This window comes from Variovorax soli NBRC 106424 (assembly GCF_001591385.1).
Lineage (GTDB): Bacteria > Pseudomonadota > Gammaproteobacteria > Burkholderiales > Burkholderiaceae_C > Variovorax > Variovorax soli.
In genome coordinates this window covers 23,517-29,742 of the sequence record NZ_BCUU01000066.1, presented here as the reverse complement: position 1 = coordinate 29,742, position 6,226 = coordinate 23,517, and the positions used below count along the sequence as shown (strand labels likewise).

The 6,226-nt window shown below is 67.9% G+C and carries 5 protein-coding genes; all 5 read right to left on the bottom strand.

All coding sequences use genetic code 11. From position 1 onward, the window contains the following. Positions 1-188 precede the first annotated feature (188 nt). Positions 189-1,604: an amidase gene (locus tag VSO01S_RS18110; RefSeq protein ID WP_068644209.1), complete on the bottom strand. Its 1,416-nt coding sequence runs from the start codon at positions 1,602-1,604 to the stop codon at positions 189-191. A gap of 11 nt (positions 1,605-1,615) precedes the next feature. Further along, positions 1,616-2,908, bottom strand: coding sequence for a TRAP transporter large permease (locus tag VSO01S_RS18105; RefSeq protein ID WP_068644208.1), 1,293 nt, complete (start codon positions 2,906-2,908; stop codon positions 1,616-1,618). Further along, complete coding sequence (locus tag VSO01S_RS18100) at positions 2,905-3,582, bottom strand: TRAP transporter small permease subunit (protein WP_084241950.1); 678 nt, start codon at positions 3,580-3,582, stop codon at positions 2,905-2,907. Before VSO01S_RS18100 ends, VSO01S_RS18105 begins: the two co-directional genes overlap by 4 nt. A 30-nt stretch (positions 3,583-3,612) precedes the next feature. Then, positions 3,613-4,662 (bottom strand): TRAP transporter substrate-binding protein, encoded by a 1,050-nt coding sequence (locus VSO01S_RS18095; RefSeq protein ID WP_068644207.1) that lies wholly within the window; start codon positions 4,660-4,662, stop codon positions 3,613-3,615. Positions 4,663-4,724: 62 nt separating this feature from the next. Continuing rightward, on the bottom strand, positions 4,725-6,149 hold the full coding sequence (gene hydA / locus VSO01S_RS18090) for a dihydropyrimidinase (protein WP_068644206.1): 1,425 nt from the start codon (positions 6,147-6,149) through the stop codon (positions 4,725-4,727). Positions 6,150-6,226 lie beyond the last annotated feature (77 nt).

The following is a 6,226-nucleotide window of genomic DNA, read 5'->3' as shown; positions in this document are numbered from 1 at the left end:
CCGGCAGGCCGGCGAACCAGCCGAGCGCGCGGCCCACGCCGGCCTGCACCGCGTAGGCGGCGTCGGCGTCGGGCAGCGCTGCGCCGCCGGCGGGGGTGGTCTGCCCATGGCGGCGTGCGGCCACCAGGCGGTTGACGGTGTCGTCGATGATGCTCATGTCTCGATGGTTCTCTTTTCTCTTGCGGTCGTCAAAGCGCGGGCCAGCGGTCGGCCCAGGGCGCGGCGGCTTCGTAGGCCGCGCCCAGTTCGAGCAGCAGATCATCGCCGCCATAGGGGCCGATGAGCTGCAGGCCGATCGGCAGCCCTTCGCGCGACGGCGCCGCGGGCACCGACAACCCCGGCAGTCCCGCCGCATTGACCCAGCCGGTGTAGGCGGCGTGCCCGCGCGGGCCCACTGCCTGGCCGTCGATGTGCGTGGGGTAGGCCTCGTGCGCGGGCCAGGGCAGGGCCGCTGCCGCGGGCATGGCAATGACGTCGAAGCGCTCGAACATGGCGACCGACTCGCGGCGCAGCTGGCGCACGCGCTCCATGATCTGCCACACGCGCGCGCCCGACACGCGGCGCCCGGCGGCAGCGCCTTCGCGGTACTTGGCGCTGGCTTGGGCTTCCCAGTCGGGATGCTGCTCGAACATGGCCGCCAGGCCCACCTGGCCGATCTCGGGCCAGGCCTGCATCAGGTAGCCGACGTCCACCGGCAGCTCGCCGTCTTCCACATGGTGGCCCAGCGCTGCCAGCTGCTGCACGGCGGCGCGGCAGCTGGCGGCGATCTGCCGGTCCAGCGGATTGGCGTTCAGGTGCTCGACATAGAGCACGCGCAGCGGCTGCGTGGTGGGCCGCGTGCGGTGCTGCGCCGCCCAGGCCGCCGACAGCGACGAGCGGTCGGCCGCGTCGGGGCCGCGCAGCAGCTCGAACAGCATGCGCACGTCGGCCACGGTGCGGCCCACCGGGCCGATGCAGTCCAAGTCCAGCAGCAGCCCTGGCAGCTGCCGGATGCGCGGCCAGGCGCTCAGCGAAGGCTTGAGGCCGACCAAGCCGGTGTGCGAAGCCGGTCGGCGAATCGATCCGCCCCCGTCCTGCGCAATGGCCAGCGGGCCCATGCCGGCGGCCACCGCTGCCACCGCGCCGCCGCTGGATCCGCCCGGCGTGAGCTCGGGCGCCCACGGGTTGCCGGTCACGCCGAACACCGGGTTGGCGGTGTAGCCGTCGTTGGCAAATTCCGGCACGTTGGTCTTGCCGAGGATGAGCGCGCCGGCCTCGCGCGCACGCGCTGCCGCCAGTTCGTCGTGGCCGGGCTGGTGCGCCGCCAGCGCCGGCGTGCCGCAGGTGGTGGGCAGGCCGTCCAGGTAGAGGCTGTCCTTCACCGTGAGCGGAATGCCGTCGAGCATGGACAGCGGGCGTCCCTCGGCCAGGCGGCGGGCGCTCTCGTGGGCCTCGGCCAGCGCCGCGGCGTCGCGCCGCGACACGATGGCGTTCAGCCGCGGGTTGACGGCATCGATGCGGGCCTGGACCGCCTGCACCACCGCGACCGGGGAGAGGCTGCCCTCGCGATAGCGCTGCGCGAGCGTGGTGGCGGGCAGGGCCCAGAGTTCTTCAGCTTGGCTCATTCGCGCGGGCCTTACATCTTCCCGGGCAGCCACGTGGCCAGGCCGGGCACGAACAGGAGCAGGATGGTGAACAGGATCATGATGGCCGCGTAGGGCAGGGCGCCCCAGATCGCGTCTTCCAGCCCGCCCTTGTCGGGCCGGATGCCGTGCACCACGAACAGGTTCATGCCCACCGGCGGCGTGATCAGGCCCAGCTCGCACATCAGCACGATGAAGATGCCGAACCAGATCGGATCGACGCCCAGCGCCACCGCGATCGGGTAGGTGATCGGGATGGTGGCCACCTGCATCGACAGCACGTCCATGAACATGCCCAGGATCAGGTAGAACACGATCAGCGCCAGGATCAGCCCGGTGGCGGAAAGGCCCAGCCCGGCCACCCACTTGGTCATCGCCTCCGCCACGCCGGTCAGGCTGATGGTGAGGTTGAGGATGAAAGCCGCGGTGATGATCAGCAGGATCATGCCGCTGACGCGTGCGGTCGAGATGAAGCAGGTGCGCAGCACTTCCCAGCTCAGCTTGCCCGATTGCCACACGAAGAACAGGGCGGCGATCACGCCCAGCGCCGCGCTTTCGGTGGTGGTGGCAATGCCGAAGTACAGGCTGCCCATCACGATGCCGAACACCACCATCGGCGGCACCAGGTAGCGCAGCACACGAATGCGCTCTTGCAGCGGCACCTTTTCTTCGCGCTTGACGTCGCCGCTCATCACCGACGAGATCCAGATCCACAGCATGAAGCAGCCGGTGAGCAGGAGGCCCGGAATGATGCCGGCGATGAACAGCTTGCCGATCGAGTTGTTGGTGAGCGAGCCGTAGACGATCATGTTCACGCTCGGCGGAATCAGGATGCCGAGCGTGCCACCGGCAGCCAGCGAGCCGAGCGAGGCGCGCATCGAATAGCCGCGCTTGCGCAGCGAAGGCAGCGCCACGGTACCCACGGTAGCGGCGGTTGCCACGGACGAGCCCGAGGTGGCCGCGAACAGGGCGCAACTGCCGATGTTGGTGTGCAGCAGGCCGCCCGGCAGCCGGCCCAGCCAGGCCGACAGGGCGATGTACATGCGATCGGCAATGCCCGAGCGCAGCAGGAGTTCGCCCAGCAGCACGAACAGCGGAATCGAGGTCAGCAGGTTCTCGTTCTGCACGCCCCAGACCACCGGCGCGATCGAGTCCATGAAGGGTGTGCCGTAGGCGGCGATGCCGCCGATGATGCCCACCAGTGCCATCGAGACGGCGATGGGAATGCCCACCAGCATCAGGCCGATCATGGCGAAAAAGGCGAATCCGATGACGGCGACGTTCATGGCCTGGCTCCCTCTTGTGGCTGTTCGCCGCCCTGGCGCGAGGCGAGATCGTCCAGCTCTTCCTTGAGTTCTTCCTTGGCGCTCTTGGGATGGAAGTCGTGGTTCAGGGTTTCAATGCGACTGGTGAACAGAAGCACCGTGGCGCGCGCGGCATAGCCGACGGCCACGAGCGCGAAGATCACCAGGCCCGCGTACCAGACGGCCTGCGGATAGATCAGCGGCGTGGCCCACGGCGTCTGCGCCGTGCTGCGGTACTGCAGCGTGTCGCCGATGACCTGGAAGGCGATCCAGGCGATGAAGGCGCCGAGGGCCGCAATCGTGACGATCGAAAGCCAGTTCAGCAGCGCCTGGGTGCGGCGCGAGAACTTCTCGTGAAACACGTCCACGCGGATGTGGTTGCGGCCCATCAGCGCCAGGCTGAAGGCAATGGTCGAGCCGACCGCGAGCGCATACCCTCCCAGTTCGTCCGCGCCTTGCAGCGAGACATTGAACAGCTTGCGGCTGATGGTCTCGACCGCGACCACCACGGACAGCGCAAGGAAGATGCCGCCGAAGACGGTGGCCAGCAGAGTTTCGATCCGATCCTTCATGTTGAAGCCCTTCTTCGTGGTCGGGGCCGCCCGGGCCGCCGCGGGGGCGGCGTCCGGCGCGTGCAGCGGAGGTGCAGCGCTCATCTCGGTGTCTCCTTCAGGTCGGTGCGGGCCTTACTTCAGGCCGATGACCGGCGCGACGGTGGCGGTCCACTTCTGCGAGCAACCCGGGTTGGACTTGTCGCACACCTCGGCCCAGGCCGGGAAGGAGACCTTGGTCACCGCGCTGCGGATCAGGTCGCCATCGGCCTGCGTCACCGGCACGTCGGTCAGCTTGAACTTCTTGCCGGTGGTGCAGGGGTCCTTGCCGGCATTGCAGTTGAGCGCGTCCTGGAACAGCTCCTCGGAGTATTTCCAGATGTCGTCGCTCAGCGCGTTGAAGGCGGCCTGGAGCTTGGCTTGCTGGTCAGGCTTCAGGCTCTTCCAGGCCTTCATCGAAATGCCGTAGCCGTTGAGTGCCATCTGGAAGCCCAGCGGCAACTGGTGCGTCGTCACTTCAGGCCAGCCCGCGGAATTGGCGCTGGAAGGGCCGGTGATGGCGCAGTCCACCACACCCAGCGACAGCGACTGGTGCGTGTCGGCAAAGGAAACGGGCACCGGGGTGCCGCCAGCCAATTCGATGAACTTGGCCAGGTTCTGGTCGTAGACACGCACTTTCAGGCCCTTGATGTCCGCCAGCTTGCTGATCGGCTTCTTGCAAAAGAGGATCTGCGGGCCGAAGGGCCACACGCCCAGCAGCTTCACATTGAACTGCTGCTGCAGGCGCGCGTCCACCGTGTCGAAGTAGGCCTTGGAAACCTTGCGGCCGGTGGCGTAGTCGGGGCTTGCGCCCACCAGGTCCAGGCCCAGCAGCGTGGGTTCGTCCCGCGAGTTTTGCGAAACCCGCAGCGACACGATGTCGAACAGGCCGGCCTTCATCACGCGCAACTGCTCGGTGTCCTTGATGCCCAGCGTATCGATGGGCTTGTAGTCGGCGTCGATCGGCAACCCGGTCTTTTCGGCGAAGTGCTCGAAAAAGGGCTGTTCCTTGTTCTTCTGGATCAGGCCGGTGGCCAGAGGCTGGCCGATGACCTTCAGCTTGACGCGCTCCTGCGCCTGGGCGGGCAGGGCCAGGGCGGCAGCGACTGCCAGTGCCGGGAGCAGGCGGATGAATCTATTCTTCATGGTGGAACAACTCCGTGAGGTGGAAGGGTTGAACAGGCAGGGAGGGAAATCAAATTGGGCTGTCATGCGCGGGCTCCGGCGCGCGCCGGCATCAGGCTGGGCGTGCCGCATGCAAGAAAGCGTCCGCGCCCGGCGCGGGCATGGAAGGCGCCGTCCCACACCACCTCGCCGCCGCTGAGCGTGAGAGCGGGCCAGGCGCGCAGGCGCTGGCCGGCGTAGGGCGTGTAGTCGACCGCGTGGTGCAGGTGGTCGTTGGACAGCACGAACTCGCGCTCGTCCCACACCACCAGGTCGGCGTCGCTGCCCACCGCGATGGTGCCCTTGCGCGGGTGCAGGCCGTAGGCCTTGGCGGGGTTGGTGGCGGTGAGCTCGACGAACTTGTTGATCGTCATGCGCCCGCCCAGCACGCCTTCCGAATAGAGCAATGGCAGACGGGTCTCGATGCCGGGGATGCCGTTGGGAATGTGGCGGAAGGCCACTTCCTCGCCGCCGGGCTTCTTGCCCTCGGGCGCGTCGTACTTGAAGGGCGCGTGGTCGGAACTGAAGACGGTGAACAGGCCGTCGTTCAGGCCGGCCCAGATCACTTCCTGGTTGGACTTGTCGCGCGGCGGCGGGCTGCACACGCACTTGGCGCCGTGGTAGCTGTCGTCCAGCCCCAAGTCTTCGGCGGTGAGGAACAGGTACTGCGGGCAGGTCTCGGCAAACACGTTCAGGCCGTGGGCGCGCGCCCAGCGGATCTGCTCCACCGCCTCACGGCCCGAGACGTGCACGATCAGGATGGGCACATCCACCAGCTCGGCCAGCGAGATGGCGCGGTGCGTGGCCTCGCGCTCCACCAGCATGGGACGCGAGTGCGCATGAAAGCGCGGTGCGATGCGCCCGGCCAGTTCCAGCCGCTTGGTCAGCCACTCGATGCAGTCGGCGTTCTCGGCATGGACCATCGCCATGGCGCCGTGCTGGCGCGCCACGGCCAGCACGTCGAGGATCTGGCCGTCGTCCAGCTTCAGATCGTCGTAGGTCATGTAGATCTTGAAGGACGTGTAGCCCTCGCGGATCAGTGCCGGCAGTTCCTCGTTCAGCACCTTCGGGGTGGGGTCGCTCACGATCAGGTGGAAGGCATAGTCCACGTGCGCCTTGCCCTCGGCGCGGCGGTGGTAGTCCTGCACCGCGGCGCGCAGCGACTGGCCTTTTTCCTGCGCAGCAAAAGGGATCACCGTGGTGGTGCCCCCGCAGGCGGCGGCGCGGGTGCCGGTGTCGAAGTCGTCGGCCATGCGCACGGGCGGAGCCATGGGCTGGTCGAGGTGGCAGTGCGCATCCACGCCGCCGGGCGTGACCACGCGGCCGGCGGCGTCGATCTCGCGCGTGCCGGCGGGCAATTGCTGTCCGATCTGGACGATCCGGCCGCCCGCGATGCCGATGTCGGCCTCGAAGGTGTCGGCCGCCGTGGCCACGCGGGCATTTCGAAGCACCAGGTCCAGTCCCCTCATCCGAGACTCCTGCTGGCACCAGCTTTGTGCATTTTGTTCGACATGACTGTTGACAATGTGTGGGTCCATGAGGCCTT

What these genes read in the sequence shown, in the direction of transcription:
- VSO01S_RS18110 (WP_068644209.1), bottom strand. Translation starts at nt 1,604, where the DNA reads ATGAGCCAAGCTGAAGAACTCTGGGCCCTGCCCGCCACCACGCTCGCG.
- hydA (WP_068644206.1), bottom strand. Translation starts at nt 6,149, where the DNA reads ATGAGGGGACTGGACCTGGTGCTTCGAAATGCCCGCGTGGCCACGGCG.
- VSO01S_RS18100 (WP_084241950.1), bottom strand. Translation starts at nt 3,582, where the DNA reads ATGAGCGCTGCACCTCCGCTGCACGCGCCGGACGCCGCCCCCGCGGCG.
- VSO01S_RS18095 (WP_068644207.1), bottom strand. Translation starts at nt 4,662, where the DNA reads ATGAAGAATAGATTCATCCGCCTGCTCCCGGCACTGGCAGTCGCTGCC.
- VSO01S_RS18105 (WP_068644208.1), bottom strand. Translation starts at nt 2,908, where the DNA reads ATGAACGTCGCCGTCATCGGATTCGCCTTTTTCGCCATGATCGGCCTG.